Consider the following 25,341-nt stretch of genomic DNA (forward strand, 5'->3'; position numbering starts at 1 on the left):
ATGCCGGCGAGGCCGGCGGAATGATCGCGGGAGGGGCGCCTCCGCCGTCAGGCCGGCCGCGCGGAACGGCGCCAGGCCACGGCGACGGCCAGCGCCATCGCGGCGGGCACCAGCGCATCGGCGAGCGCCGGGGTCGGATTGCCGGTCAGCGCCGCATCCGGCCGCACCACCCAGGCCAGATGCGCGAGGTGCTGCACCAGCAGCAGGGCGCCGACCGCGGCCAGCCGCCAGCGCCGCCACTGCGGCACCAGAGCGAGCCCGATCGCCGCCAGCAGCGCCGGCAGCGCGATCCCGGCCTTCACCCAGCCCCAGGGCGCCTCCGACCGGCGCAGGTACCAGGCGGCCTCCCGCGGCAGGTTGCCGGCATAGACCACGACGTACTGCACGAACCAGAGCCAGAGCGTGGCCATGGCGAAGGTCAGCAGCGCCCGCTCCAGGCCGGTGCGGGCATCCTCGCCGGGCATGGCACGGCGCAGCGCCACCAGCGTCGCCAGCGCCATGGCGGCTCCGGCCTGCTCCACGACCAGCGCCAGCCCCTGGAGGCTGCCGGTCCAGGCATGATCGCGGGACAGCGCCCAGTCCTCCATGGCCAGCGCCCCCGTCAGCACCAGCAGCAGCAGCGCCGCGCCCGCGGTGCGGCCGCGCAGCCGCGGCCGCGCCAGCAGCCGGCCGAGCCCGGCCCAGAGCAGCAGCAGGGCCAGGCTGCGCAGCCGGAAGACCTCCGGCGCGTACCAGTCCGTGGTGCCCGGCAAGGGTGTCGCCGCCCAGGGATACAGCGCCGGGGCGGCCAGCAGCAGCGGCAGGGCCAGGGGCAGCAGCACCGGCGCGGCGCGGGCCATGGCGGCGAGCGGCGGCCGCAGCGGCGCCAGCCAGGCCTCGCCCAGCAGGTGGCCGAGCGCCAGCGTCACCAAGGCACCGAGCGTCAGCCCGGCGGCCAGCAGGAAGGCCGGCAGCCAGGCCTCCGCCCAGGGGGCGATCCATGGCACGATGAACTCGGTCACGGCCCGCCCCGCAGCGCCGCGACATGCCGCGCCACCGCCCAGCGCTGCCTGGCGTCCAGCCGGTCCGCCACCGGATGCGCCCCGGCGAGGTTTTCTGCGATCGCCGCCATGGTCCGTGCCGGATCGGCCGGCAGCGGCGGGATTGGCGGATGGCCGCGCGAGACCACCACGCCGTCGCCACGGCCGCCGGGGCCATGGCAGGGGGTGCAGTAGATGGCATAGCGCCCGGCGCCCTCGGCCAGCAGCGCGGCATCGACCGGCGGGCCGGGCGGCGCCAGGGCGGCGCGGCGGGCGGCCTCGCCGCGCGGGATGGCACCCTCGGGCGGCGCGGCGGGGGGCGGCGGCTTCGGGCTCTCCGGCCAGCCGTCGCAACCGGCCAGCAGCAGCACCAGGGGCAGCGCCCACCTCATGCGGCGCGCACCACGGAGACCCGCAGCGGCGCCAGGCCGCGCAGGAATTCCAGCGCCGCTTCCGGCTCGAACAGCGGATCCTCGGCCGACAGGTGCAGGAAGTAGCGGTCCTGGCTGGCGCGGTGGAAGCCGCGGGCCTGGAAGACCGGGTGGTGCAGCCGCGGCAGCCGGTTCAGCCGCAGCATCCCGAGCAGCGCCGCCGCCGCCGCCCAGAGCACGCCGACGATATAGGCCGCCGGCAGGAAGACCGGCCAGGCATCCATCGGCCGGCCACCGACGTTCAGCGGATAGTCGTGCACCGAGAGATACCATTCGGTGCCATAGGCCGTCGCCGCGCCGAAGATCCCGGCGGCGACGGCGATCCAGGCGACCGGCGCGGCCCGCGCGCCGAGCGCCTCGGCGGCCTCCGGCACCGGATGCGGCGCATGGGCATCGAGCCGCGACCAGCCGGCGGCGCGGGCGGCCCGCACCGCGGCAATCAGGCCGTCGACCTCGGTGAATTCGGCGATGGCGCCCTGCGGCGGCGGCTGGCTCATCGTTCCTCCTCCGCCGCTTCGGTGAGCGTTTCCTCGTGGCGGATCTCGAAGATCGCCACCACCGGGATGTAGCGGCCGAACAGCAGCAGCGCGGCGGCGAACAGCGCGGCGCTGCCGCCGAGCAGCGCCCATTCGGCCGGGCTCGGCGCATAGGCCACGGCATGGGCCGGCAGGCGTTCCCGCAGCAGCCCGCCCACCACCAGCGACCAGCGGTCCAGCCAGACCCCGGCGGCCGCCAGCAGCCCGACCGGGATCACCACCCAGGCCCGCGACCGCAGCCCCTGCCGCCACAGCAGCTGCGGCAGCAGCACCGCCAGCAGCACGGCACCCCAATAGGCCGGCGCCCCGGTGCCGAAGGCGCGGGCGGCCAGGGCGGCGCGGGTCTCGGGATCCTCGAGGTAGAGGCCGGTGACCAGCTCATGCGCATAGGCCGCGCCCGAGGCGAGGGCGGCGCAGGCCAGCAGCCGGGCCAGCAGGTCCATGTCCTCGGCATCGACGAAGCGCTCGAGCGAGAGCGCCTGCCGCAGCACCGCCGCCATGGCCAGCACCACGCCGATGCCCGAGGGCAGGCCGGTCACCACCACATGCACCGGCAGCCGCGCCTGGTGCCAGGCCGGGACAAGGGTGGTGGCGAATTCCAGCGCCACCACGGTCTGCGCCGAGAGCAGCAGCGGCAGCACCAGCGCGGCAACCAACCGATAGGCCGCCTGATGCCGGTGCCAGTGCACGACCGAGCCGCGCCAACCCAGCGCGAAGAGCCCATAGGCCCGCGCCATGGCCCAGCGCCCCTCCGTCGCCGCCCGGTCCCGCAGCGTGGCGAGGTCTGGGATCAGCCCGATGAACCAGAACAGCGAGGTGACGACGACATGCGCCATGATCCCCCAGAAATCCCAGACCAGCGGGCTGCCGAACTGCGGCCAGAGCCGGGTGGTCGCGGGATAGGGGATGGTCCAGCCGAACAGCCAGGGCCGGCCGAGATGCAATATGGGATAGAGCGCGGCGGCCAGCACGGCGGCCAGCGCCACCGCCTCGGCGAAGCGGTTCACCGCGGTCCGCAGCCCGTGCCGGCGCAGCACCAGCACCGCGGCGAAGAGGCTGGCGGCATTGGCGATGCCGATCCACCAGGCATAGGCGATGAGGTCGAAGCCCCAGACATAGGGGATGTTGTTGCCCCAGACGCCGATGCCGAGGACCAGCAGCGTGCTGACCGCCCCGGCCAGCACCGCGACGCCGGCCAGCGCCAGCAGCAGCGCGATGCGGAAGCCCCAGCCGCCGGGCCGCAGCGTGGCGGCGACGACGGGCGCGGTGGAGAGGCTCATGCCGTCTCGCCCGGGACGGTCTGGGCCAGGTAGGTGGTGCGCGGCCGGGTCTCGAGATGGCCGAGCAGGGCGTAGCTGCGGCCGTCCCGGCGCAGCGCGGCGACGGCGCTGCCCGGCGCGTTCAGGTCGCCGAAGGTGATGGCCTGGGTCGGGCAGGCGCGCTGGCAGGCGGTCTCGACCTCCCCGTCGCGGAGCGCGCGGCCCTCTAGCCCGGCCTGGGTCCGCGCCGCGGTGATCCGGTGGCTGCAATAGGTGCATTTCTCCATCACCCCGCGCGGCCGGAGCGCCACTTCCGGGTTGCGGCGCGGCGTGTCCAGCGCCCGGCGATGGTCGTCCCAGTTGAAGCGGCGAACCTTGTAGGGGCAGTTGTTGGAGCAGGTGCGGGTGCCGACGCAGCGGGCATGCACCATCACGTTCAGCCCCTCGCTGTCGTGGACCGTGGCGTTCACCGGGCAGACCGGCTCGCAGGGCGCCTTCTCGCAATGCATGCAGGGCACCGGCTGGAAGCTGGCGGCGGCAGGTGCCGCCGGCGGGGCATCGTAGCGGTCGATCCGCAGCCAGTGCATGCCGCGGCCGCGGGCCAGCTCCTCCGGGCCGACCACCGGGACGTTGTTCTCCGCCTGGCAGGCGATAGCGCAGGCGTTGCAGCCGATGCAGGCATCGACATCGATGCTCATCGCCCAGGCGCGGCCCTCATAGGCCCAGTCCGGATGCAGGGAGGCGCCGGGCTGGATCGGCGCCAGCGCCTCGCCCGGCGCCAGCCGCGGCACCGCCCCGGCCTCGTCCGGGCGGTGGTGCGCCTGGGTGGCGACCAGCGCAGCGCGCCGGCCGGTGGCCCGCACGGCGAGGCCCGGCGCCGCCCAGGCGCCATCGGCCGGGCGCAGCCGGTTGGCATCGAAGCCGCGCCCGGTGCCGACAGCCCCCGCCGCCCGCCGGCCACCGCCGAGCGGCAGGGTGACGCAGCCCGGCGCCTGGCCTGGCACCGGCCAGCAGGCGGCCAGCACCTGGCGGCCCTCCAGCGTCAGTTCCGCCTCGTCGCCCGGGGCGAGGCCCAGGGTCGCCGCGGTCAGCGGGTCGAAGAGCGCGGCATTGCCCCAGGCGAGGCCGGTCAGCGGGCGGGGCATCTCCTGCAGCCAGGCATTCTGCGCCTCGGGGCCGATGTCGGGGGCGAAGACCGCCGTCAGGGTCGCGGGCGCCGCCTCGCCCGGCCGGTCCCAATCGGGGCGCAGCGCGGGGGCGATGGCGGGGGCGGGCTCGCCGGCGATGCCGGCCTCCAGCGCGGCATCCCAGCGGGACTCGAAGTCCGCCTCGCCCCAGGCGGTGCGCCAGGTGTTGGCGACCGCCGCGCGCGCGGTCTGCGGCGGGCCGAGCAGCGCGGAGAGCAGCTCGGCCTCGCCGCGTGCGGCCTCGACCAGCGGCAGGGTCACCGGCTGGCGGATCGCGGGCGTCCCACAGGAGGCGCGGGCATCGCCCCAGGCCTCCAGCGGATGCGGCAGCGGCACGTGCCAGCGGCAGGCATGCGCCGTCTCGTCCACCCATTGCCCGGCATGCAGGGTGAAGCCGACCCGGCGCAGCGCCGCGGCGAAGCCGAGCGCCGCCGGCGCCTCGGCCAGCGGATTGGCGCCGAGCACCAGCAGATGCGTCACCTCGTTGGCCGCCATGGCGGAAGTCAGCCCGGCAAGCGAGGCGGCCATCGGCTCCGGCTGGGCCAGCGGCGGGACGGTCAGCCGCAGGGACGTGCCGGGGGCGCCGAGTGCCTGGTTCATCGCCAGCGCCAGGGCATGCACCGCCGGCGGCTGGCCGCGCCCGGCCAATACCAGCCCCGCCGGCCCGGCCTCCCGCAGCGCGGCGGCGATGCCGGCGGCCTCGGGATGCGCCCCCTGCCGCGCCAGGCCCGGCACGCCCAGCGCCGCGGCGACGGCGCGGGCGAAGCCCTCGGCCTCGGCCGGGTGCAGCGGGATGCGGCGGTCGGCCCGGGCCCCGGTCAGGCTGGGCGAGGCTTCCGCGACGAAGAGCCGGGGCATCCGGCCGGCGGCCCGGCCTTCCCGGCGCCCGCTGCTCCAGTCCCGGGCCTGGCGCAGCTGCGCCGGTCCCGGCCCCAGCGGATCGGCGCCGAGGCAGAGCACCGCCCGGGCCCGGCCGAGGTCCGGCAGCACCGCGACCGGCCGGCCGAAGGCGGCCATCGCCCCGGCCAGCGCCGCATCATCGGCCAGCGGGTCGTGCTGGTGCCAGCGGGCGCCGGGATAGGCTGCCAGCACCTCGCCGATCAGCCGCGCCAGGGTGGGCGAGGCGATGGGCCCGGTCAGCAGCCGCAGCCCGGCACCGCCGGCCGTCCGCAAGGCGGCGCGGGCCTCGGCCAGGGCGGCGTCGAGCTCGGCCGGCGGCAGCGGCGCACCATCGCGGCGGATACGGCGGGAGCGCTCGGGGTCGTGCAGCGACAGCACCGCGGCTTCGGCAAAAATATCGGTGGCGCCGAGGCTGGCCGGGTGCTGCGGATTGCCCTCCAGCTTCACCGCATGCCCGGCCCGGGTGCGGACCAGCACGCCGCGGCCCAGGCCTTCGAGGTCCAGCACGGTGGCGTAGCTGGCATCCTCGGCCGCCACGCCGCGCGGCCGGGCATGCAGCGGGTGGCCATGCTCGTCCGGCCCGTCGCAGCCGGCGGCGGCGAGCGCGACGGAGGCGCCCATCAGCAGGACGTCGCGGCGGCCGGCGGTCTCGCCCATGGGATGGGGCGGCATCAGCGGTGGCACGTCGAGCAGCGGGTCAGCGGCGAGACCTCGATCCCCTGGTGCATCACCGGACGGGCGGCGAGGCCGAAGGGACGGTCGGGCGGCGGCCCCCCGGCCGGATCGCGCGCCAAGGCCTGGTCGGCGGGGCCCTGGCGCGACGCCGGGTCGCGGTGGCAGTCGAGGCACCAGCCCATGGACAGGGTCTCCGTCTTGACCGTGCGCGGCATCTCCCAGACCGGACCGTGGCAGGTCTGGCAGGTGACGCCGGAGCGCACATGGGCGGCGTGGTGGAAGCGGACATGATCCGGCAGCCGATGCACCGAGGACCACTCGACCGGCGTGCCCCGGGCCAGGGCGGTGGCGAGCGGGGCGAATTGCGGGGTCACGGTCCAGACCCGGCTGTGGCAGCCGAGGCAGGTCTCGGCGGTTGGCATCCCGGCTGCGGCGGCCTGCTCGACGCCGGCATGGCAGAAGCGGCAATCGAGGCCGAGGCCGCCGGCATGGACCGCATGGCTGAAGGGGATCGGCTGCGCCGCCGGCTTGCCTACCGCCCAGGCGGCACCCGACCGGGCATAGGCGAAGCCCACCGCCAGGATCAGCAGCAGCATCGCCGCCCCGATGGACAGCGCCAGGCGCAGCCGGCGATCCGACCTGGGGGAAAAGACCTGCGGCATGCGGCTCCGGCAGCTGTAACGGCCGGGGTAACGCGAGCGACCTGCCCGAGTTTACCGAAATGTCATCAAGCCCGCGGTTTCGGCGGCCGTCCGAGACTGGCTGCGCCGGGGTGAGGCGATGCGGGAGCACCGTTCCGTGCCGGCTCAGGGCTGACCGGTCGGCTGGCGATGGCGATGGCGAAGCGGCACCCCCCCATATCGGCCACGCTTCGAGCCCCTGCGCCCATTCGGCGGGATACGCGCTGGCGGTGATATGGCCGAGGGCGGCGGTTCTACTCCGCCGCCGCGCGCGGCAGTTCCGGCATCTCCCCCCCGAGCCGCCGGGTCAGGGTCGTCGCGGCCTCGGCCAGGACCGGGCGCGCCGCCGCGACCACCTCGGGCGTCCACCGGCTGACCGGCGCCGAGAGGGCCAGCGCGCCGGCCAGGACATCGCCGGGACCGAAGACCGGCATGGCGATCGCCCCGGTATGCGGGTCGGTCGCCCCGAGGGACACGATCGGCAGGTCGAGCGCCGCGACATAGGCGGGCAGGGGCCGCGGCGAAAAGGCCCGCAGCACCTGCGCGATGGCCGAGTTGTCGAGCGGCAGCGCATCCCCGACCCGGACATGCATCCGCAGCAGATGCGGGCTGTCGGCGCGGAACAGGCACAGCCGCTGCTCGCCGCGGCGGACATAGAAGGCCGCCGTCTCGGCGGTGCGGGCAACGAGCTCCTCCAGCACCGGCACCACATGCGCCTCCATGCGGAAGGACTGGGTGTAGATCGTGCCGAGCCGCAGCACCTCCGCGTCCAGCCGGTAGCCGCCGTCCCCGGTCCGCGCCAAGTAGCCATGCGCCTCCAGCGAGACCGCGAGGCGCATGATGGTGCTCTTCACCAGGCCGGTGCGGGCGGCGAGTTCCGCCAGGGACAGCGCGCGGTCGCCCTTGCGGAAGGCCGAGAGCAGGGTCAGCGCCCGATCGGCCGAGGCGACGCCTTCCACTGCCGGGCGGGTTTTCGGTCCAGCGGCCATGCAGTGCCTCCTTCCAGGCTTACCTACCGTGCCGCTGCCTGCGGCTCCAGCCGGGCGCGCAGGATGCTGCCCGTCTCGCTCTCGGTGATGAAGACCTCGCGGCCGTCGAGGCAGAGATTGGTCGTGGAGGCGCCGGCGCCGGAGGTGATGCCGAGCATCGGCTCGGCGCGCGGCGAGAGCCGCCAGACGGTGCCGATGCCGGTATGCGCGACCAGCAGGTTGCCCTCCGGGTCCCAGGCCAGCCCGTCCGGCCCGCCGGGCCCGCCATGCAGATGGGCGAAGATCCCCGCCTTGGTGACGGCGCCGTCGCCGTGCAGCGGCAGGCGCCAGACCTGGTTGGCGCGGGTCACGGCGACGAGCAGGTGCGAGAGGTCCGGCGCCACGACGATGCCGTTCGGGCTGGGCACGGTGCCGATCAGCAGCTCGAGCCTCCCGTCCGGCCACAGCCGGTAGACCCGCCCGGTCGGGTCGTGCAGCCCGGTCTGGCCCTGGTCGGTGAAGAAGACGCTGCCATCGGCGCCGAGGCAGAGGTCGTTCAGCCCCTTGAAGCCCTCGCTGCGCGCCGTCTCGAGAACCGGCGTGATGCCGCCGGTCGCCGGGTCGATCCTGACCAGCCCGCGGCGGTAATCTGTGACCAGCAGCCGGCCGTCCGGCAGCACCTTCAGCCCGTTCGGCCAGCCGTCGTAGTCCGCCACCTGCTCCCATGCCCCGCCCGCCGAGATCCGGAAGATCCGGCCGAAGGGGATGTCGGTGACATAGAGCCGGCCCTCGGCATCGAAGCAGGGGCCCTCGAGGAAGCTGTCGATCTCCCGCCCGCCGCGGTTCCAGCGCGCCCATTCGGTCGGGCGCGGGCGCCGGTAGCGGTCGGGCAGGCGGGTGAAGACCTCGGTCCCGAGCCGTGGGGGCGGGGCGAAGAAGGCCATGCCCGGGCTACTGTCGCTCGATGCCCGCGCCGCCGGCGACATCGCGCCAGCGCACGGTCTCCTCGGCGAGCAGCGCGGCGAAGGCCTCCGGCGGCATGCCGCCGGGGGCGGAGGCGAGCGAGGCCAGGAACTCCTGCAGGACCGGTGCCTGCAGCGCGGTCACCACCTCGGCCTGCAGCCGCGCGACGACCGCATCCGGCGTGCGGGCGGGGGCGGCGAGGCCGGACCAGTTCACCACCCCCTCGCCATGCGGGCCGAAGCCGGGCAGGCCGGCCTCCGCGAAGGTCGGCACGTCGGGCAGGGCGGCGGTGCGGGCCGTCCCGCTCATCGCCAGCGGCCGCAGCAGCCCGCCGCGGACATGCCCGAGCGCCGAGCCGAGCGAGACCATGACCATGTCCACCTGCTGGGCGAGCACCGCCGTCACCGCCTCGCCGGCGCCGCGGAAGGGCACGTGGAACAGCGTCACCCCGGCGGCCTGGGCGAAGGCGGCGGTGGCGAAATGCGGGGCGCTGCCGATGCCGCCGGTGCCGTAGGTGATCTTCTCCGGGTCCTGCTTCGCCGCCGCGACCAGGGCGGCCAGGTCGCGCCACGGCGCATCGCGGTGCACCGCCAGCATGACCGGGGAGAAGGCGCTGACCGTCACCGGCCGGAAGGCGGCGGCATGGTCGAAGGGCAGCTTCTGGAACAGGTAGGGCAGCATGGCATAGGTATTGTCCATCGCCAGCAGCGTGTGGCCGTCGGGCGCCGCGCGCGCCACCTCGGCGGCGCCGATGGTGCCGGTGGCACCGGACTTGTTCTCGACCACCACCGGCTTGCCGAGCTGCTCCGAGAGCGTCTGCCCGAGGCGGCGGGCGATGGTGTCGACCGCGCCGCCGGGTGCCCAGGCGACGACGATCCGCACCGGCCGCGAGGGCCAGGCATCGCCCTGGGCGAAAGCATGGCGGCCGGCGCCCAGGCCGGCGCCCAGGCCGGCGCCGGCGAGGGCAACATGGAGGAGCTGGCGGCGCTGGTGCATGGGCGGCTTCCTTCCCGGTGACGTCGACAGGGCGATTGATGTTGTATTTCAGAACGGCGTTTCGCTATACGCCAGCCGCGACGCGGCCTGTCAAGCAAAGCTGCGCCCCGGAGGTCCGCCAACGCCATGCCCCTCGTCCGCCGCACCCTGCTCGCCGCCACCACGGCCGCGCTGGCCCGCCCAATCCTGGTCCGGCCGGTCCTGGCCCAGCCGGCCTGGCCCGCCGGCCGGCCGATCGAGATCGTGGTCCCCTTCGCGCCCGGCGGCGGGATGGACGCCATGGCGCGCACCATCGCGCCCTTCCTCGCGGCCCGGCTGCCGGGTGCCCGCGTCATCGTCTCCAACAAGGCCGGCGCCGGCGGCCAGGTCGGCACCGAGGCGGTGGCCAATGCCGCGCCGGACGGCTTCACCCTCGGCGCCTGCGCCACGCCCACGGTGCTGAGCCAGCCGATCGAGCGCCCCGTCCGCTGGCACCCGGCCGAGCTCACCTGGCTGGCCCAGGTGGTCGAGGACCCCTGCGGCCTGTTCGTCCGCGCCGACAGCCCGCTGCGCGACCTGCCCGGCCTGCTGGCGGCGGCCCGCAGGCAGCCCGGCGACCTCGCCTACGGCACCGCCGGCATCGGCGGGGACGACCACATCGCCGCCCTGCTGCTGGAGGAGAAGGCCGGCGTGCGGCTGAACCACATCCCCTTCAACGGCACCTCGCAGATCCTGGTGCCGCTGCTGGGCGGCCAGCTCGATGTCGGCGCCTTCAACCTCAGCGAGGCGCTGCCGCTGCTGCGGGACCGCGCCATCCGCGGCATCGCCCTGGCCGCACCGGAGCGGGGCGCGGCGGCGCCCGGGATCCCGACCTACCGCGAGGGCGGGGTGGACCTGGCCTTCTCCGCCGGCCGCGGCCTGTTCGGGCCGCCGAGGCTGCCGGAGCCGGTCCGCACGGCGCTCGAAGCGGCGCTGGCCGCCATCCTTGCCGACCCGGCCTGGGCCGAGGCGGCCGCGCGGGCCGGGCTGATCCTGCATCCGTTGGTCGGCGCCCCCTACCGCGAGGCGGCGCTGGGCGGCGAGGCGGCGCTGCGCGCCCTCTGGGAACGGCATCCCTGGAAGGAATAAAACAGAATGACGTTGCGTTTTTTGGTGGCCGCGCCTATCAGCCCCGGCATCACCCCGGGGAGGCGTCGTCCATGACCGTCGGTTTCAGGATCCTGCCGCGCAGCCGTGAGGTCGGCGCCGAGGCCGTTGCGCGGTTCCGGGCATTGCCCGTCGCCAATGTCAGCGACGTCATGGCCCGCATGACCGCCGCCGGCCCGCGGCTGCGGCCGATGCATGGCGGCGGCGGCATGGCCGGCCCGGCGCTGACCGTGAAGACCCGCCCCGGCGACAACCTGATGATCCACAAGGCGATCGCGCTCGCCAGGCCGGGCGACGTCATCGTGGTGGATGGCGGCGGCGACCTCACCAACGCCCTCATCGGCGAGCTGATGCTGGCGCAGATGGTCCGGCGCGGTCTCGGCGGCATCGCACTCAACGGCGCCATCCGCGACAGCGCCGCGATCCGCGCCCAGGGCTTCCCGGTCTTCGCCGCCGGCGTGACCCATCGCGGCCCCTACAAGGACGGCCCGGGCGAGATCAATGTCCCCATCGCCATCGACGGCATGGTGATCGAGCCGGGCGACCTGATGCTCGGCGACGAGGACGGCCTGCTCGCGGTCCCCTTCGACGCGGTCGCGGCGGTCCACGCCGCCGCCACCGAGAAGGCCGCGGCCGAGGCGCGCCAGATGGCGAGCATCGAGGCCGGCACCCACGACGCCGCCTGGGTGGACGCCGCGCTGCGCCGCCTGGGCTGCGCCGGCCTGGCCTGACTCCTGTCCCGAGAGAGCACCCCATGCCCGACGCCGCGAAGCCCGCCGTCCTCGTCACCGCCGCGAAGCTCGCGCCGGAGGCCGTCGCCATCCTGGAGGCGGCCGGCTACGCCGTGCCCTGCACCTCCGGCTATCCCTCTGAAGCCGAGCTGCTCGCCGCCGTCGCCACGCACCGCCCCATCGCCCTGCTGCACCGCCAGGGCATCATCAACGCCGCCGTCATGGAGGCCGCGGCGCCGGCCCTGCGCGTCATCGCCCGCCACGGCGCCGGGGTGGACGGCATCGACCTCGCCGCCGCCGAGGCCCGCGGCCTGACCGTGACGCGCGCCGCCGGGGCCAATTCCCGCTCGGTCGCCGAACATGCCATGGCGCTGATGCTCGCCATGCTGAAGGACCTGCCCGCGGTGCAGGCCGGCATGCGGGACGGGCTCTGGGAGAAGACCTCCCGCATGACCCGCGACGTGGACGGCGTCTCGCTCGGCATCCTCGGCTATGGCGCCATCGGCTCCAAGGTCGCACGCCTGGCCGAGGCCTTCGGCATGCGGGTCGCGGCCTACGACCCGCTGCTCCCCGCGGGGCCGCTGCCAGGGCCGGGGGAGCGGGTCGCCGACCTCGAGGCCCTGCTGGCGCGCGCCGAGGTGCTGTCGCTGCATTGCCCGCTGGACGCGACCACCCGCGGCCTGATCGGCGCGGCGGAGCTCGCCCTGCTGCCGCGCGGCGCCATCCTGGTCCATACCGCCCGCGGCGGCATCGTCGACGAGGCGGCGCTGCTGGCCGCGCTCGATGGCGGGCACCTCGCCTGGGCCGGCCTCGATGTCTTCGAGCGCGAGCCGCTGGACCTGGCCAGCCCGCTGCGCGGCCATCCGCGCGTGCTGCCGACGCCGCATCTCGCGGCCAATACCCCGCGCGGCGCGGTCGGCATGTCGACCGGCGCGGCGGAGAGCATCGTCGCGGTCCTCGCGGGCCGGCTGCCGGCGCTGCAGGGTGCGATCGTGGTGCCGGGCGGGCTCCGCCTCGCGGCAGCCTGAGCGGCGCGGACCGGGGCGCCCGGACAGGCTGCTCCGGGTCCCGCAGAGGCCAGGCACGACGGCCAGACACAGCAGAGGAATGGTGAGGATGCAGGACAAGACAATCGGACGCCGTGCCTTCTGCGTCGCGGGCGCCGCCGCCCTTGCGCTGCCTCGCCCCGCCCTGGCCCAGACCCAGTGGCCGGCGGGCCGTTCCATCGAGGTCATCGTCGGCTTCGCGCCGGGCGGCGGCACCGATGTCATGGTGCGGGCGCTGGGGCTCTTCCTCGCCGCCGAGCTCCCCGGGGCGAATGTCGTCGTGCTCAACCGGCCGGGCGCCGGCGGCGAGACCGCCTATGTCGCCCTGCAGGCGGCGAAGCCGGATGGCTATACGATCGGCGCCATCAATACCCCCGGCTACCTCTCCGTGCCGCTCGAGCGGCGGGTGCGCTACGACCGAGCGAAGATCCGCCCCATCGCCCGGCTGGTGGATGATCCGACGGCCTTCGTGGTCCGCCAGGACTCGCCCTATCGCAGCCTCGAGGATCTCGTCGCGGCGGCGCGCCGCAAGCCCGGGACGATCAGCGTCGGCTCCTCGGGCGTCGGCACCGACGACCATCTCGGCCTGACCCTGTTGCAGGCCGCCTCCGGCACCGAATTCATCCACGCCCCCTTCGCCGGCGCCGGGCTGGTGAAGAACGCGGTGCTGGCCGGGCATATCGACGTGGCGGGGCTCAACCTCGGCGAGATCGGCAGCCTCGGGCAGGAGAGCCCGCCGCTGCGCCCGCTCGCCGCCATGGGAGAGCGGCGCTGGGAGCTGATGCCGCAGATCCCGACCTTCCGCGAGGCGGGCTTCGACGTGGTGATGACCAGCGAGCGCGGCCTCGCCGCGCCGCGCGGCATCCCGGAGGAGGTCGCCACCCGGCTGGAGGCGGCGATCGGGCGGGTGATGGCCAAGCCCGAATGGCTCGAGCGGGCGAAGCAGCTGGAGCTGCCGCTCGCCTACCTGCCCGGGGCGGCATGGGAGGCGGAGATGCCGGCGCAGGAGGCCCGCTACCGCCGGATCTGGGAAACCACGCCGTGGAATTGAACGGCGGCGGGAGGCCGGCCGGGTGATGCTGCCGGCCGCGCCGCATGGCCCCACCTCCGGGACCGGCTCTGCCCGCGCTACCGGTTCGAGGAATCCCGCGCCGACCCGCGCATAGGCCACGACATCGCGGGTGTCGTGCAGGAGGACCCCTGCGCGCCCGCGCTGGTATCGTCGCCCTGGAGGCGGCCCTGGCGGTACTCGCGGGTATCGCCGACGCCCATGCCGGGCTCATCCCCGATGCCCTCGACCGGGCGCTGCAGGACCGGCGGCCTCCTGCGCTACAGCGACCGCGGGTCCGCAGCGTATCGATCCGCTGCACCGGACATCTGGCCGAAGCCGGGACCGGGCGATCGTTCGGCCGCATCGGCGACAGCAACGACACTGCGCCCGATCAGAGCGACGTCACCCTGTTCAAGATTGAGGTCATGCACCACGCTGGTCTCCGGGGAGGATCCGGCGGCATCGGCGCTGGACCTCGACTGCCGCACCCACGGGCTCGACAACCTCTATGTCACCGATGCCAGCTATTTCCCCTCCACCGGGGCGGTGAACCCGACGCTGACCATCATCGCCAATGCGCCGCGTGTCGCCGACCGCATCGCCGCAGCCTGACCGATGACCAGGAGTGCCCGATGGCGCAGCGGATCGAGGACTACGCCCTGATCGGGAATTGCGAGACCACGGCCCTGGTCGGCCGCAACGGGTCGATCGACTGGCTGGCCCTGCCGCGGTTCGACAGCGCCGCCTGCTTCGCGGCGCTGCTCGGCGGGCCCGAGAACGGCCGCTGGCGCCGGCGCCGCTGCTGCGCACTTCCTCGGCCTGGGAGACCCCGGCGGCCTATGCCGACCTGATGACACTGGTGCCCTACAAGCGCATCGGCGAGCCGGATGACATCGCCCAGGCCGCCGTCTGGCTGGCGTCCGACGCCGCCGACTACGTGACGGGGGCGACGCTCTTCGTCGGTGGTGGCATGACGCTCTATCCTGGCTTTGCCACGGGCGGATGAGCGATGCATCCGGGGGTATCATCGGGCGTGTCGCATTCGGTCGTCTGGAACGAAGCCCATCGCGAAAATCGACGCGACAGGGGCTATGTCTCGCCGGGACGTCCGGCACCTTCGGCGCGGCATAGCGCGTCCACGGCGGCCTCATAGGCCTTCGCGTCGATCTTCATCAGCGAGTTCTCGCTCTGGTAGCGGACCGTGCCGAAGATTGGCCGCCTGGCCCAGGGGCGGTCATGCAGCCCATAGATCCAGGCGACATTGGTGAAGGAATTCGGGTCCCTCCCATCGAGGAAGTAGCGGTTGTTCAGGCGCAGCGTGCGCTCGAAGCCCTGCTGCGGCGTCTCGGACCACTCGAGGATCTTCTTGCCCCAGTACATCCGCAGATGATTGTGCATGTAGCCGGTCTCGCGCATTTCGGCCATTGCGACATTCCAGTAATGGTCGTGCGTCCGGCCCTCGGCGAGCTCGTCGTCGCTGTAGCGGTGGGGACGCGGGTCCCGGCCGTGCTCCTCCAGGGTCGCGCGGGCCCAGGCCGGTATGGCGCAGTCGTAGCGGTCGTAGCCTTCGGTGTAGTGGACGTGGTTCATCGCCAGCTCCCGGCGGACCACGACCTCCTCGATGAAGGCGCTCCTGTCCTCCTCGCTGCCTTCGGCGGACCGGACGGCCAGCACGATCTCGACCGGCGAGATATGCCCGTAGTGGAGATAGGGACTCATGTGGGAGGCTGCGCCGGCCTCCGGCTTGCCGCGCTCCGCGCCGTAGTTGCGGAATGGCCCGGCCAGATAGGTCCTCAGGCGGTTCCGCGCCTCGGTCTCGCCGCCGCGGAAGCGCCGCACGGGTGCCACCGAGCGGTCCAGCGTCATGCCCGCCAGCACCGCCGCGGGATCCGACATGTCCAGGCCATCGAGGGTCAGGCCATCGGCGCGGTGGGCCACCTCGGCCGGGTCCAGGCCCGCGAGGAACCCCGGCATCCTGCGGCTGATCTTCGGCCTCAGGGTGCGGGCGGCGTACTCGTGCTTGTCGGAGGCCACCCCGACCGGTACCACCACGTCGCCCTCGACCTGCACGACGCGCACCGCGGCGGCCCTGGCGATCTCGGCATACCAGGTCTTCTGAATGGTGAGGTAGCCGCGGTCGATGACCAGTGTCGCGGCGCGGCGCGACAGGGCGACGGCCACCTCGGCCGGTGATCCCTTCCGCGCGACGAAGCCGATGCCCCGCTCCGCCAGGCCCCGCGCGACATCCGCCAGGCCATCCAGCAGGAAGGCATAATGCCGGGCATTGGCTTCGGGAAAGCCGTTCGAGCCATCCAGCAGGCCGAAGCAGGCAACCACCGGAAGCTTCAGGCGGTTCGCCTCGCCGACCGCGAATTCGAGCGCCGCATTGAAGCGGGACCGATGCGCCTGCTGCAGGAGGCAGAGGACGTAATCGCCCTTCTCCGCGACGGCCGCCTCGTTCAATACGCGGATCCGATCCCCTTCCGGTCCCATCGCCCCTTGGCCCCCTGCTTCCATGAAGCAGGGGAAATATGCCGGGGTGGGTGGTTGGCAAGCATGGCTGTTGCCCGCGGCGTGGCCTCACGGGTGGCCCGACGCCGCCCTGGCGCCACGGCAGCCTGGCCGCCGCGGCCTCACGCCGGCGGGCCGCAGGTGGTCACGCCACCCCCGTCAGGCCCGCCCCGTCGCCTCACGGCGGATCGAAGGTCGCGCCCCGCGGCAGGCCCAGCGCGAAGCGCGAGACCGCGGCCGTGAGGCCGGCCACCGCCTCCGGTCGCGTCGCATAGAAGCTGACGCTGGGGCCCACCGCCGAGATCACCCGGCCGCGGAGCCGCAGCGTCGCCACCCGCGTCCAGCTCGCCGGCGGGGTCGGTGCTGCATTGTCGTAGAGCATGGCCAGGTCGACGCCACGCTCCCGGGCCAGCGCCTCCAGGGTTTCGCCCGTGCCGCGGCCGAGCCGGGCCTGCTCGGACCCCAGGCCGGAAAGCTCCAGCATGTAGTGTGGGTTCTGCCAGTTCACCCAGCCCGGGTGGTTGACCGCATAGGGGCGCTGCCAATAGTCGACGACGAAGCGGTGCAGCTGCATCTGCTGGTCGTGGACATTGCCGGTCGCCGACACCGCGTCGACCGTGCGGAAGGCGTAGCCCATGAAGAGGAACAGGATGGCCGCGCAGGCCCCGAGGCAACGCCGCCAGGTGATGCCGCGCAGCCAGTCGTTGATCGCCGGCCTCCAGGCCACCAGCACGGTGCAGCCGCCGAGCGCCAGCACGTAGATCTCGTACCGCGAGAAGGAGCCCAGGCTGCCGCCGAGCAGCTGGGCGAGGGCGATAACCAGGAAGAAGCCGACCGCGGCCGGCTTGATCCAGCCGGAAGCGTCGGGGCGCGGCGGCAGCGGTCCCCGTGCCATGCCCCAGAGGGAGGCGACGATCAGCATGGAGATGAGCGTGCCGCCATAGGCGACGATATTGGTCCGGAAGGTGGAATAGACCGCCTTCACCAGGCCGAAGGCGCCATGATCGCCGAGCCCGATGCCCTGGCTGGCGACCTCGGAGCGCGACAGCACCGAGCTCGGCAGCCAGGGCAGGCCGAGCGAGTGCAGGAAGAGGCCGAAGCCGACGACGCCGGCCGCGCCGAGCACCCCGATGCCGAGCGCATGCTTCCACTTGCCGAAGGCCACCAGCACCAGCAGGTCGGCCGCCAGCGCCGCCGCCGCCTCGAAGCGCAGCAGGGGCATCATGGCGATGGCCAGCAGCCACCACCAATCCGCCTGCCGCCGCCGGATGAAGCGCAGCATGCCCAGCAGCGAGGCGATGGTCAGCGTCACGTGCAGCGAATGCTCGAGTCCGGCGAAGGCCAGGCCGACGATGTTGAAGGCGAGGGTGACGGTGACGGTGATGGCGGCGAGCTGCAGCGTGGTCAGCCGGCCCACCTCGATGCCGACCTCCTCGGCGACGGCATGCATCAGCAGCGCCGCGCCACCGGTCGCCAGGAGGCAGACGAGCAGGGGCGCGAACTGGCCGATCGGCAGCAGCGACAGGGCGGCCAGCAGGAAGGGGTAGAGGATCGAGGAGCTGGGCGAGGCGGGCTCCCCGGGGTTGAGCCCGTAGGTGCCGTGCAGGATCTGGTTGGCCAGCGCCATGTGGGTATAGGGCGCATCGAGGGTGTAGGCGAACTCCCCGCCGTTGCGCCAGAGGATGCTGAGGAACACGACCCCGGCGACCAGGGCCATGCTGGACAGGATGGTGGCCCTGGGAAAGGCGGCGTTCCGCCGCGCGCGATGGGTGGCGCCGCCCGCCACCTCCGACAGCGTGTCCATCGGTGTCTCCGGTGAGTGCTTAGCATCACCGGCCGCGTGCCATGCATCGCGCCGGTCATTGGGCAGTCAGGCTGGAGAAACAACGAAGCCGAGTAAAAACACGATACCGTAAACAAACGGTCCCGGATGCTCATGCGAAGTATTCTCAGCTCAAGTAATGGCGGGGCCTGGCAGGCATTTTTCAATGTCGACACGGGGTGCCGGATGGCGCCGCGCTACCGCCAGTGGCGGTTCACCCGTAAAGCCTGTCCACGCAGGCGAGCAGACCCGGGCGCGGACCTGACCGAAGCGGGCACTGGAACCATGGCATGATCGATCGTCGCAGCGTCCTGCTGGCGACCGCGGCGACCGCGGCGACCGTGCCCGCAGCGCCCGCGACGCCCGAGGCGCCTCTCCCGGCCGATCTCACCCCCACGCCGGAGGCCATCCGCAACTTCGGCCTCCGGGCCGTGGCGGCCGCGCTGCGGAGCGTCGCCGAGGCGACGCTGCAGGCGTTGGCGCGGGTCCCCGGCGCGGCCGATGCCAGGCAGGTCCGCCTGCCGCCCGGCTGCAGCATCGAATGGGGCGGGCAGTTCGAGACACTGCGGGAGGCGACGGCGCGGCCGACCCTGGTGGTGCCCGCTGCCCAGGCGCTGATCTTCGCCATTCTCTACGTCATGTTCGGCAGTGTCCGGCTGGCCGGGCTGATCTTCATCAACCTGCCCTTCGCCGCGACCGGCGGCATCATCGCGCTGTTCGGCATCGCGGTGCTGAACGGCGTGGTGCTGGTCAGCACCATCGTCGAGCAGCGGCGGCAGGGGAGGAACGCCCTGGCGGCGGCGCGCGACGCGGCGATGCTGCGGCTGCGGCCGGTGCTGACGACCGCGACCGCGGCCAGCCTCGGCTTCCTGCGATGGCGGTCTCGACCAGCGCCGGCGCCGAGGTGCAGCGGCCGCTGGCGACGGTGGTGACCGGCGGGCCGGCGACCGCGGCCATGCCGACCCTGCTGGTGCTGCCGAGCCTCCACGCCTGGGTCGCCGGCCGCGGCGGGCCGGCCGCGGCCGGGCGTGGCCGCGGCCGACCCGGGCGCTCAGGCCAGGGTCGCGCCCTGGGCCTTCCAGAAGGCCTCGGCCGCCGGATGCCAGGGCACGCCCGCGGCGGCGGTCTTCTGCCGGTCGAGGGTGAAGCCGCGGCCCTCGGCATGCACCTGGGCGAGCTCGGCCCGCCCGGCCCAGGTGCTCTCGAGGATTTTGGTCACCATGGCGTCCGGCATGGTGTCCAGCACGGCCAGGATATTGGCGACCGACATCTGCTTGTTGTCGGTGGTCTGGCCGGGATAGGTCCCCGCCGGGATCACCTCGGGGAAATAGACCGGGCCGTACTTCTCGGTGATCTTCGGCACGAATTCGGCATGGTCGACCAGCCGGGCGGTGATCCCCGGCGAGGCCGCGAGATCCGTCACCGCGCTGGTCGGCACGCCGGAGACGAAGAAGTAGGCGTCGAGCTTGCCGTCCTTCATGGCATTGGTGCTCTCGGCCGGGGAGAGCCGCTCCCGCGCCCGGAAGTCCTTGTCGCGGTCGAGCCCCGCCGCCTCGATCAGCCGGAAGGCCATCACCTCGGTCGCCGAGCCGGGCGCGCCGGTCGAGACGCGCTTGCCCTTCATGTCGCCCAGGCTGGTGATGCCGGTGGCGGCCGTGGTCACCACCTGCATGCGGTTGGAATAGAGCACCGCGATCGCCCGCACCTTCACCGGCCGCCCGCGGAAGCGGTCCTCGCCGCGCACCGCGTCGACGCTGGCATCCACCTGGCTGAAGATCAGCCCGACCCGGCCGGCGCCCAGCAGCTGGTTGTTCGCCACCGACCCGCCGGTGACCTCGACCGTCGCGCTCAGCCCCGGGATGGTGCGGGAGAGGATATTGGCGAGCCCGCCGCCGAGCGGATAATAGACGCCGCCCGTGGTGCCCGTGGCGATCGCCAGCTGGGTGCCCTGCGCCCGGGCCAGGCCCGGCAGCGCCAGGGCTGCGGCACCGGCCGTGAGCGCGCCGCGGCGCGTGAAACCATTCATCGATGTATCCTCCCGGTTCGTCATTCGGCACGACAGACATAGCCATGACGGTGGCGCGGCGAAAGCCCGGCCCTTGCGCCGGATCAAGGCGAGGCGGCCGGCCCCGGCGCATCCTCCGCGCATCGCAGAAGGAGGATCCCGCCGTGAGCAGCCTCAACGCCCGTGACCTGATGACGCCCGATGTCGTCACCGTCCCGCCCGAGACCCCGGTCCTCGCCGTGGCCCGGCTGCTGGCGGAGCGGGGCATCTCCGCCGTGCCGGTGCTGGACGGCGCGGGCAAGCTCTGCGGCATCGTGACCGAGGCCGACCTCATCCGCCGCCTCGCCGGGCAGGAGGACCGCCCCGCCAGCTGGCTGCGGGGGCTCTTCGCCGACCCGGCCGAGCAGGCCGAGCGCTATGCCCGCACCCATGGGGTGACCGCCGCGGACGTGATGACGGAGACCGTGGTGACGGTGACGGAGGCCACCCCGGTCACCCGGATCGCCCATCTGATGGAGGAAAAGGGGATCCGCCGCGTCCTGGTGGTGCAGGAGGGGCGGCTGCGCGGGCTGGTGAGCCGGGCCGACCTGCTGCGCGCCCTGGTGGCCCCGCCCCAGGCCGCCGATGGCCTGTCGGACGAGCGCATCCGCCTCGCCGTCATGGCGGCGATGCGCAAGCAGCCCTGGGCCGATACCTTCTACACCATGGTCGAGGTCGCCGGCGGGGTGGTCACCTTCCACGGCTTCATGCGGACCGAGGCGGTGAAGCGCGGGCTGCGGGTCCTGGCGGAGAACGTGCCGGGGGTGACCGGCGTGGTGGACGAGACCCGCCCGATGCCGAGCTACCTCTACATCGCGGCCTGACACGCCGCGGCCTGCGGCAGGCGCGTCCGGGCTGCTCCTGCGCCGCCCGGACGGAGCTGCTGCCAGCCGCCGGCCGGTGACGGCGCGGGCGGCCCGCGGGGTACCCCCATCCCGGGCCGGCGCCTGAGCCCGACGTCACCATCCCCAGCACCCCGCAGGGCCATCCGAGCCGGCGGCATCTCCGCCACGGCCTCGCCGGGCCCTGTCCTGCCCCTTTCTCCGGGTTCACCGGTTGCCTGGCGCCGCCGGCCCATGCCGGGCGCAGGCCTGGCGGCGGGACATAACACCGCGGTTGGATTGCCGGTCCAAAAGAACCATTTATTACGTAATTAATTATCTTGACATGTTTTGCCGCCAATGATCAGCATTTTGTGGCAGTCGAGTGCTATCGCTGCCGGCGCAAAACAAATGAAGCGACGCAAAGTACATGAATGTACAGCAGGCCGGCAATACGACGGCTCAAGAATGCAACGCATGCGCCGATTGCGCGTCGCCGATGCTGTCTATTTATAAATAGCCTGGTCTGTTTCATCAGTAACGGGAGGGCAAAGATGTCCAGTTCGATGGCGAACGAAGCCGTCGTCAATGGCGGCAGCGAAACCGTGCCGGAATACGGGGCCGAGAACGAGGCCACCGAGGCAAATGGCGAGGCGGCCAGCTCGCTCCGGGCCTCGCATGCCGTCGTCTCCTATTCGATTCCGAGCGAGACGACGCAGCAGGCCGGGGGCGACGAAGGCGGCGACGGCGGCGAGGCCGTGACCGACGAGGGCTTCGGCTTCAACCTCGGCCCCTTCAGCGTCTCGTTTGAAGCCGCCGAGGAGAGCGGCGCCGAGGCGCAATTCGAATCCGTCGAGGGCTGGGACGAGAGTGCACAGGAGGCCGCGGAGGAGGCGGATGCCGAGGCGGTCGTCGATGCTTGGTACGGCGAGGCCTCGGAAAGCCAGCAGCAGGAATTCTTCCAATTCCTGGCGCCGCTCATGCCGATCCTGCTGAAGACGGTCGTCCCCGCGGTGGCCAGTGCCGCGGCGAAGAACCTGCCGGGCGCCGTCAGCGGCATCCTGCAGCGCCTCGGCCGCCGGCGGGTCAGCGGCCCGCGGCGCGAGGCCGGCGGCCTCGAGGCCGGGCTGGACGAGGCGGCGCTCGAGGCGGCCTCGCAGCAGCTGGAGATGATCATCGACCGGGACGACCGGACGCAGGTGCTCAATACCACCGCGGTCCCCTGGAAGCGGATCTGCCACCTCGAGATCATCGCCGCCAATGGCCGGAAATTCCTCGGCTCGGGCGCCCTGGTCGCGCCGCGCACGGTCATCACCGCGGGCCATTGCGTCTTCATGCGCCAGCAGGGGGGCTGGGTCCGCTCCATCACGGTCTCGCCGGGCCGCAACGGCGCCAGCAAGCCGCTCGGCTCCTGCAAGGCGGTGGGGCTGCGCTCGGTGCGTGGCTGGGTCAACGACGGGCAGCGCGACTTCGACTATGCCGCGATCATCCTGCCCACGAGCTGCCGCATCCCCCATGTCAGCGCCTTCGGCTTCGCCAGCCTGCAGGACCAGGAACTGCTCAGCCGCAAGCTGAACACCGCCGGCTATCCCGGCGACAAGCCGGCCGGCACGCTGTGGTACGCCGGCCGCAAGGCCACCTCGCTGACCCCCCGCACCATCGTCTACAACACCGCCACCATGGGCGGGCAGTCCGGCAGCCCGGTCTGGCTGCGGCGGGCGGACGGCGCCCGGCTGATGGTGGGCATCCACACCAACGGCTCCATGTCCGGCAATTCGGCGACGCGGATCACCGCGCCGGTGCTCGCCAACCTCAAGCGCTGGCGCCAGGAGGGCATGACGAGTCTCCAGGGCAGCGCCACCGCCGGCACCGCCGGCCAGCGCACGCCCGGCTTCCGGACCACGCTGGCGAGCGGCTAGGCCGGCGCGCCGGCATCGGCGCGAAGCCCGGCGAGACGCCGGCGGCGGGGCCATCCCGCCGCCGGAGCGACGCATGCAGAAGGGACAACAGGACATGGCAGCCATAGCAGGCACGATTCTGACCATCAGCGACCAGCCGATCCCGGACGCCACCGTCATGATCGTGGCGGGGCCGGCGCATACCGACTTGGCCGCGATCACCGACGGGAGCGGCCAGTTCGAGTTCGGCGACCTCACGCCCGGGAGCTACATGTTGCAGGTGGTCTGCGACGGCTTCCAGACCGTGTCCGGCCAGGTGCCGGTGCGGGCGCGCCGCATCACCCGCTGCGACATCACGCTGCAATCCGCCGCGGAGGCGGAGATCGAGTCCGAGGCGCCGCGCGGCCGCGGGCCGGTCCGCCCGTCGACCCTGCGGTCCTCGGCCCCGCCGCGCAGCGCCGAGGAGGTGCCGCCCCCGCGCCTGCCGCGGCAGCCCGACCGCGAGCTGCGGACGCGGAACTGAGGCCCGGCGCGCGACTGCCTCCGGTCGGACGCTTCCGTCCGACCGGAGGCAGCCCTCAGGGGCGCGGCCGCACCCCGGCGAGGATGGCGGCGCCCAGCGCCAGGAAGACGACGACGGTCGCCATGCCGGCGCGCTGGCTGCCGGTCACCCCGGTGACCGTCGCCAGGGCCAGCGGGCCGAGGAAGCCGGTGACCCGGCCGCTGAGCGCGAACAGGCCGAAATGCGCCGCGGCCTCCTCGGCCGGGGCGAGCCGGGCCATCATCGTCCGGCTCGCGGCCTGGGCCGGGCCGATGAAGATGCCGAGGCCCAGCGCCAGGGCCCAGAAGGCGGTCTTGCCCTCGGCGACCAGCAACCCGGACCCGAGCAGGATCAGCGCCCCGAGCGCCACCATGACCACGCGCTGCGAGCCGACCCGGTCCTCGATCAGGCCGAAGCCGGCGGCGCCCAGGCCGGCGGTCAGGTTCAACGCGATGCCGAACAGCAGGATCTCCTCGACGCTCATGCCGAAGACCCCGGCGGCGTAGATGGCGCCGAAGGCGAAGAGGGTGTTCAGCCCGTCGGTGTAGAACAGCCGCGCCAGCAGGAAGCGCGCCAGCACCGGGTTCCGCGGCAGGCCGCGCAGCAGCCCGAGGATCTCGGCGAGGCCGGCCCGCGCCGCGGCGACCCAGCCCGGCCTGGCGCCGCCGGCATCGGGCAGCAGCAGCAGCACCGGCCAGGCGAAGAGCGCCACCCAGAGGGCGACCAGCAGCGCCGTGGCCCGGACATGCTCGGCGCTGGCCCGGTCCAGCCCCAGCGGCGAGGGATCGGGCCGCACCAGCAGCAGCAGCGCCACCACCAGGCAGACCAGCCCGCCGGCATAGCCGAGGCCCCAGGCGAGGCCGGAGACCCGGCCGATCTCGGCCGGCGTCGCCACCTGCGGCAGCAGCGAGTTATAGAACACGGTGCCGAGCTCGAAGGCGACGGTGGCGATGCCGACGCAGGCCAGCGCCCAGAGGGTGAAGCCCGGATCGGGCCGGGCGAACCAGAGGCCGGCGGTCGCCGCCACCATGATCCCGGTGCACCAGCCCAGCATGAGGCGCCGCCGCCCGCCGGCATCCGCCACCGCCCCGAGCACCGGCGAGAGCAGGGCGATGGTCAGCCCGGCCGCGGTCTGCATCCAGCCCCATTGCGCCTGGCCGGTGGCCGGGTCCGGGGCGATGCCCTGGGAGAAGTAGGTGGCGATGACGAAGGTCGAGACCACGGTGGGGAAGGCGCTGTTCGCCCAGTCGTACAGGGCCCAGGCCCAGGCCTTGCGGCTCATGCCGCCATTGCCGGTGCGGCGAAGCCGAGGCTGCGGGCGCAATCCGCCCAATGGTGGCGCAGCGCCGCCCAATGGCCGTTGGCGCCCGAGGGGCTCGGCAGGACGAAGAGCCGGGCGAAGGCCAGCCCCGGCGCCGCCGCGGCCACCAGGCCCTCCGGCTGCGCCCCGAAGGCCAGGGCCCGCTTCGCCAGGCCGAGCGCCGCGGCCGCGGCCTCCTGGCTGGTGAAGGCGATGGCCGCGGGCCGCCACCGGGCCATGCGGGCGACAAAGCCGGGCGTGTCGAAATCCGCCGGCCGCAGGTCGCGGTCCATGCCGCTCGCGGTCTTGCAGAGGTCGGTCAGGCCGATGCCGGCCCGGGCCAGGCGGCGATACTCGGCCGGCCGCACCAGGCAGCGGGTGAAGCCGGCCGCCTGCAGCACCGGCCAGAAGCGGTTGCCCCGGCCGGCGTAGTAGGCGCCGATGCGGCGGGACTCATGGCTGGCCGCCGTGCCGCAGAAGACCAGCCGCAGTCCGGGCCGCAGCAGGTCGGGCAGGGCCGGGGTCACGCCAGCCCCGCCAGCGCATGGCAGGCGACGCCGATGGCGGCGAGGTCGCCGGCTTGCGCCGCCTCCCGCACCAGCCCGGCCACCGCCGCATCCGCCGGCGCGCCGCCGGCCAGCCGGGCGGCGGCCAGCCGTGCCTGGATCGCCCCGAGGTCGGCCAGCAGCGCCGCCCGTGCCCGGGCGCCGAAGGGCCCCGGGGCGGGGGCGGCGGCGGTCGCCTGGCGCAGGGCGTCGATCTGGAAGTCGGCGCCGACCGCGCCCCAGCTTTGCGCCGCGGCCTCCGGCGTGGCGCCGGCCGAGGCGGCCAGCCGCA

Annotated in this window: 26 protein-coding genes; 11 read left to right on the forward strand and 15 right to left on the reverse strand. The window is 73.7% G+C overall.

What is annotated here, in order from left to right; all coding sequences use genetic code 11:
* Nucleotides 1–47: 47 nt before the first annotated feature.
* The 9 genes from QWZ14_RS07405 to QWZ14_RS07445 form a co-directional block, all read right to left on the reverse strand.
* The gene (locus QWZ14_RS07405; protein ID WP_290315980.1) at nucleotides 48–1,001 is read right to left on the reverse strand and encodes a hypothetical protein; all 954 of its coding nucleotides are present in this window, start codon (nucleotides 999–1,001) and stop codon (nucleotides 48–50) included.
* Nucleotides 998–1,411, reverse strand: coding sequence for a c-type cytochrome (locus tag QWZ14_RS07410; protein WP_290315981.1), 414 nt, complete (start codon nucleotides 1,409–1,411; stop codon nucleotides 998–1,000). Before QWZ14_RS07410 ends, QWZ14_RS07405 begins: the two co-directional genes overlap by 4 nt.
* A complete protein-coding gene (locus tag QWZ14_RS07415) occupies nucleotides 1,408–1,947 on the reverse strand; it encodes a DUF3341 domain-containing protein (RefSeq protein WP_290315982.1) in 540 nt (179 codons plus the stop codon). The genes QWZ14_RS07410 and QWZ14_RS07415 overlap by 4 nt, the downstream gene beginning before the upstream one ends.
* Nucleotides 1,944–3,266, reverse strand: a complete 1,323-nt coding sequence (gene nrfD / locus QWZ14_RS07420) for an NrfD/PsrC family molybdoenzyme membrane anchor subunit (RefSeq protein ID WP_290315983.1) — start codon at nucleotides 3,264–3,266, stop codon at nucleotides 1,944–1,946. Before nrfD ends, QWZ14_RS07415 begins: the two co-directional genes overlap by 4 nt.
* On the reverse strand, nucleotides 3,263–6,004 hold the full coding sequence (locus QWZ14_RS07425) for a 4Fe-4S dicluster domain-containing protein (RefSeq protein ID WP_290315984.1): 2,742 nt from the start codon (nucleotides 6,002–6,004) through the stop codon (nucleotides 3,263–3,265). Before QWZ14_RS07425 ends, nrfD begins: the two co-directional genes overlap by 4 nt.
* Nucleotides 6,004–6,669 carry a cytochrome c3 family protein gene (locus QWZ14_RS07430; protein ID WP_290315985.1) on the reverse strand — a complete coding sequence of 222 codons (666 nt, stop codon included), beginning with the start codon at nucleotides 6,667–6,669 and terminating at the stop codon, nucleotides 6,004–6,006. Before QWZ14_RS07430 ends, QWZ14_RS07425 begins: the two co-directional genes overlap by 1 nt.
* Before the next feature lie 272 nt (nucleotides 6,670–6,941).
* A complete protein-coding gene (locus tag QWZ14_RS07435; protein WP_290315986.1) occupies nucleotides 6,942–7,676 on the reverse strand; it encodes an IclR family transcriptional regulator in 735 nt (244 codons plus the stop codon).
* A gap of 23 nt (nucleotides 7,677–7,699) precedes the next feature.
* Nucleotides 7,700–8,599: an SMP-30/gluconolactonase/LRE family protein gene (locus tag QWZ14_RS07440; RefSeq protein ID WP_290315987.1), complete on the reverse strand. Its 900-nt coding sequence runs from the start codon at nucleotides 8,597–8,599 to the stop codon at nucleotides 7,700–7,702.
* A gap of 7 nt (nucleotides 8,600–8,606) precedes the next feature.
* Nucleotides 8,607–9,614 (reverse strand): Bug family tripartite tricarboxylate transporter substrate binding protein, encoded by a 1,008-nt coding sequence (locus QWZ14_RS07445; protein ID WP_290315989.1) that lies wholly within the window; start codon nucleotides 9,612–9,614, stop codon nucleotides 8,607–8,609.
* Between the two features lie 126 nt (nucleotides 9,615–9,740).
* On the opposite strand from QWZ14_RS07445, the gene QWZ14_RS07450 reads away from it, so the two are divergent.
* The 7 genes from QWZ14_RS07450 (at nucleotide 9,741) to QWZ14_RS07480 (ending at nucleotide 14,573) form a co-directional block, all read left to right on the forward strand.
* Nucleotides 9,741–10,721, forward strand: a complete 981-nt coding sequence (locus QWZ14_RS07450) for a tripartite tricarboxylate transporter substrate binding protein (protein ID WP_290315990.1) — start codon at nucleotides 9,741–9,743, stop codon at nucleotides 10,719–10,721.
* A gap of 71 nt (nucleotides 10,722–10,792) precedes the next feature.
* Nucleotides 10,793–11,470, forward strand: coding sequence for an RraA family protein (locus QWZ14_RS07455; RefSeq protein WP_290315991.1), 678 nt, complete (start codon nucleotides 10,793–10,795; stop codon nucleotides 11,468–11,470).
* Nucleotides 11,471–11,493: 23 nt separating this feature from the next.
* A complete protein-coding gene (locus QWZ14_RS07460; protein WP_290315992.1) occupies nucleotides 11,494–12,498 on the forward strand; it encodes a hydroxyacid dehydrogenase in 1,005 nt (334 codons plus the stop codon).
* An 88-nt stretch (nucleotides 12,499–12,586) separates the two neighbouring features.
* Nucleotides 12,587–13,567: a tripartite tricarboxylate transporter substrate binding protein gene (locus QWZ14_RS07465; RefSeq protein ID WP_290315993.1), complete on the forward strand. Its 981-nt coding sequence runs from the start codon at nucleotides 12,587–12,589 to the stop codon at nucleotides 13,565–13,567.
* Between the two features lie 237 nt (nucleotides 13,568–13,804).
* Entirely contained in the window at nucleotides 13,805–14,179 is a 375-nt protein-coding gene (locus QWZ14_RS31910; RefSeq protein ID WP_353959281.1) for a GMC oxidoreductase, read from the forward strand.
* A gap of 20 nt (nucleotides 14,180–14,199) precedes the next feature.
* A complete protein-coding gene (locus QWZ14_RS07475; protein ID WP_408903646.1) occupies nucleotides 14,200–14,418 on the forward strand; it encodes a trehalase-like domain-containing protein in 219 nt (72 codons plus the stop codon).
* Nucleotides 14,418–14,573, forward strand: coding sequence for an SDR family oxidoreductase (locus QWZ14_RS07480; RefSeq protein ID WP_290315995.1), 156 nt, complete (start codon nucleotides 14,418–14,420; stop codon nucleotides 14,571–14,573). Before QWZ14_RS07475 ends, QWZ14_RS07480 begins: the two co-directional genes overlap by 1 nt.
* An 83-nt stretch (nucleotides 14,574–14,656) precedes the next feature.
* On the opposite strand, the gene QWZ14_RS07485 is transcribed toward QWZ14_RS07480, so the two are convergent.
* Together QWZ14_RS07485 and QWZ14_RS07490 are read right to left on the reverse strand one after the other, a co-directional pair.
* Entirely contained in the window at nucleotides 14,657–16,030 is a 1,374-nt protein-coding gene (locus tag QWZ14_RS07485) for a deoxyribodipyrimidine photo-lyase (RefSeq protein ID WP_290315996.1), read from the reverse strand.
* Nucleotides 16,031–16,256: 226 nt separating this feature from the next.
* Nucleotides 16,257–17,882: a hypothetical protein gene (locus tag QWZ14_RS07490; protein WP_290315997.1), complete on the reverse strand. Its 1,626-nt coding sequence runs from the start codon at nucleotides 17,880–17,882 to the stop codon at nucleotides 16,257–16,259.
* 308 nt (nucleotides 17,883–18,190) lie between these two features.
* Between QWZ14_RS07490 and QWZ14_RS07495 the strand changes: the two genes are divergently transcribed.
* Entirely contained in the window at nucleotides 18,191–18,832 is a 642-nt protein-coding gene (locus QWZ14_RS07495; protein ID WP_290315999.1) for an efflux RND transporter permease subunit, read from the forward strand.
* Nucleotides 18,833–18,951: 119 nt separating this feature from the next.
* On the opposite strand, the gene QWZ14_RS07500 is transcribed toward QWZ14_RS07495, so the two are convergent.
* Complete coding sequence (locus tag QWZ14_RS07500) at nucleotides 18,952–19,926, reverse strand: TAXI family TRAP transporter solute-binding subunit (protein ID WP_290316000.1); 975 nt, start codon at nucleotides 19,924–19,926, stop codon at nucleotides 18,952–18,954.
* Nucleotides 19,927–20,069: 143 nt separating this feature from the next.
* Between QWZ14_RS07500 and QWZ14_RS07505 the strand changes: the two genes are divergently transcribed.
* The 3 genes from QWZ14_RS07505 to QWZ14_RS07515 all read left to right on the forward strand — a co-directional run bounded on the left by QWZ14_RS07505 (nucleotide 20,070) and on the right by QWZ14_RS07515 (nucleotide 23,186).
* The gene (locus tag QWZ14_RS07505; protein ID WP_290316001.1) at nucleotides 20,070–20,768 is read left to right on the forward strand and encodes a CBS domain-containing protein; all 699 of its coding nucleotides are present in this window, start codon (nucleotides 20,070–20,072) and stop codon (nucleotides 20,766–20,768) included.
* A gap of 551 nt (nucleotides 20,769–21,319) precedes the next feature.
* Entirely contained in the window at nucleotides 21,320–22,684 is a 1,365-nt protein-coding gene (locus tag QWZ14_RS07510; RefSeq protein ID WP_290316002.1) for a trypsin-like serine peptidase, read from the forward strand.
* A gap of 94 nt (nucleotides 22,685–22,778) precedes the next feature.
* Nucleotides 22,779–23,186 carry a carboxypeptidase-like regulatory domain-containing protein gene (locus QWZ14_RS07515; protein WP_290316003.1) on the forward strand — a complete coding sequence of 136 codons (408 nt, stop codon included), beginning with the start codon at nucleotides 22,779–22,781 and terminating at the stop codon, nucleotides 23,184–23,186.
* A 55-nt stretch (nucleotides 23,187–23,241) separates the two neighbouring features.
* Here the strand turns inward: QWZ14_RS07515 and QWZ14_RS07520 are convergent, their stop codons facing one another.
* The 3 genes from QWZ14_RS07520 to QWZ14_RS07530 all read right to left on the reverse strand — a co-directional run.
* A complete protein-coding gene (locus QWZ14_RS07520; RefSeq protein WP_290316004.1) occupies nucleotides 23,242–24,486 on the reverse strand; it encodes an MFS transporter in 1,245 nt (414 codons plus the stop codon).
* A complete protein-coding gene (locus QWZ14_RS07525) occupies nucleotides 24,483–25,031 on the reverse strand; it encodes a mismatch-specific DNA-glycosylase (protein ID WP_290316005.1) in 549 nt (182 codons plus the stop codon). The genes QWZ14_RS07520 and QWZ14_RS07525 overlap by 4 nt, the downstream gene beginning before the upstream one ends.
* Nucleotides 25,028–25,341, reverse strand: a 314-nt coding sequence (locus QWZ14_RS07530; protein ID WP_290316006.1) for a hypothetical protein, incomplete at its 5' end; no start/stop codon positions are given. The genes QWZ14_RS07525 and QWZ14_RS07530, both read right to left, overlap by 4 nt.

The sequence above is a fragment of the Paeniroseomonas aquatica genome, assembly GCF_030409335.1.
Classification (GTDB): domain Bacteria; phylum Pseudomonadota; class Alphaproteobacteria; order Acetobacterales; family Acetobacteraceae; genus Belnapia; species Belnapia aquatica.

Coding starts and splice junctions, on each gene's coding strand:
- QWZ14_RS07410 (WP_290315981.1), bottom strand. CDS start 1,411: ATGAGGTGGGCGCTGCCCCTGGTGCTGCTGCTGGCCGGTTGCGACGGC.
- QWZ14_RS07415 (WP_290315982.1), bottom strand. CDS start 1,947: ATGAGCCAGCCGCCGCCGCAGGGCGCCATCGCCGAATTCACCGAGGTC.
- nrfD (WP_290315983.1), bottom strand. CDS start 3,266: ATGAGCCTCTCCACCGCGCCCGTCGTCGCCGCCACGCTGCGGCCCGGC.
- QWZ14_RS07425 (WP_290315984.1), bottom strand. CDS start 6,004: ATGCCGCCCCATCCCATGGGCGAGACCGCCGGCCGCCGCGACGTCCTG.
- QWZ14_RS07430 (WP_290315985.1), bottom strand. CDS start 6,669: ATGCCGCAGGTCTTTTCCCCCAGGTCGGATCGCCGGCTGCGCCTGGCG.
- QWZ14_RS07435 (WP_290315986.1), bottom strand. CDS start 7,676: ATGGCCGCTGGACCGAAAACCCGCCCGGCAGTGGAAGGCGTCGCCTCG.
- QWZ14_RS07440 (WP_290315987.1), bottom strand. CDS start 8,599: ATGGCCTTCTTCGCCCCGCCCCCACGGCTCGGGACCGAGGTCTTCACC.
- QWZ14_RS07445 (WP_290315989.1), bottom strand. CDS start 9,614: ATGCACCAGCGCCGCCAGCTCCTCCATGTTGCCCTCGCCGGCGCCGGC.
- QWZ14_RS07450 (WP_290315990.1), top strand. CDS start 9,741: ATGCCCCTCGTCCGCCGCACCCTGCTCGCCGCCACCACGGCCGCGCTG.
- QWZ14_RS07455 (WP_290315991.1), top strand. CDS start 10,793: ATGACCGTCGGTTTCAGGATCCTGCCGCGCAGCCGTGAGGTCGGCGCC.
- QWZ14_RS07460 (WP_290315992.1), top strand. CDS start 11,494: ATGCCCGACGCCGCGAAGCCCGCCGTCCTCGTCACCGCCGCGAAGCTC.
- QWZ14_RS07465 (WP_290315993.1), top strand. CDS start 12,587: ATGCAGGACAAGACAATCGGACGCCGTGCCTTCTGCGTCGCGGGCGCC.
- QWZ14_RS31910 (WP_353959281.1), top strand. CDS start 13,805: ATGCCCTCGACCGGGCGCTGCAGGACCGGCGGCCTCCTGCGCTACAGC.
- QWZ14_RS07475 (WP_408903646.1), top strand. CDS start 14,200: ATGGCGCAGCGGATCGAGGACTACGCCCTGATCGGGAATTGCGAGACC.
- QWZ14_RS07480 (WP_290315995.1), top strand. CDS start 14,418: ATGACACTGGTGCCCTACAAGCGCATCGGCGAGCCGGATGACATCGCC.
- QWZ14_RS07490 (WP_290315997.1), bottom strand. CDS start 17,882: ATGGACACGCTGTCGGAGGTGGCGGGCGGCGCCACCCATCGCGCGCGG.
- QWZ14_RS07495 (WP_290315999.1), top strand. CDS start 18,191: ATGATCGATCGTCGCAGCGTCCTGCTGGCGACCGCGGCGACCGCGGCG.
- QWZ14_RS07500 (WP_290316000.1), bottom strand. CDS start 19,926: ATGAATGGTTTCACGCGCCGCGGCGCGCTCACGGCCGGTGCCGCAGCC.
- QWZ14_RS07510 (WP_290316002.1), top strand. CDS start 21,320: ATGTCCAGTTCGATGGCGAACGAAGCCGTCGTCAATGGCGGCAGCGAA.
- QWZ14_RS07515 (WP_290316003.1), top strand. CDS start 22,779: ATGGCAGCCATAGCAGGCACGATTCTGACCATCAGCGACCAGCCGATC.
- QWZ14_RS07520 (WP_290316004.1), bottom strand. CDS start 24,486: ATGAGCCGCAAGGCCTGGGCCTGGGCCCTGTACGACTGGGCGAACAGC.